The following is a 417-nucleotide window of genomic DNA, read 5'->3' on the forward strand; positions in this document are numbered from 1 at the left end:
CTGCCGGTGGTTGAGACGCCCCCGGAAACGCCACACTTCACCACCTTCAAATCGACGATCGGCAAGACAGAATGGCAGGCCGTGAAACAGCGCTGGCAGCAGCAAGGCGTCACACCGTCTGCCGCGCTGCTCACGCTGTTTGCCGCCACCCTTGAGCGCTGGAGCCGTACCACAACATTTACGCTGAACCTGACGTTCTTCAATCGCCAGCCGATCCATCCGCAAATCAACCAGTTGATTGGTGATTTTACCTCCGTCACGCTGGTTGATTTTAACTTCTCAGCGCCGGTGACGTTGCAAGAGCAGATGCAACAGACCCAACAGCGCCTCTGGCAAAACATGGCGCACAGTGAAATGAACGGTGTTGAGGTGATCCGTGAGCTGGGCCGCCTGCGCGGATCACAACGTCAACCGCTG

At 57.6% G+C, this 417-nt stretch carries 1 protein-coding gene; it reads left to right on the plus strand.

Translation table 11 applies throughout. The annotated features are described in order from the left end of the window. The coding region (locus tag H3O04_RS35730) for a condensation domain-containing protein (RefSeq protein WP_237666555.1) at window positions 1-417 on the plus strand (417 nt) is incomplete at both ends.

Origin of the sequence: Burkholderia sp. KCJ3K979 (assembly GCF_016759955.1) — a bacterium.
GTDB lineage: Bacteria > Pseudomonadota > Gammaproteobacteria > Burkholderiales > Burkholderiaceae > Burkholderia > Burkholderia orbicola.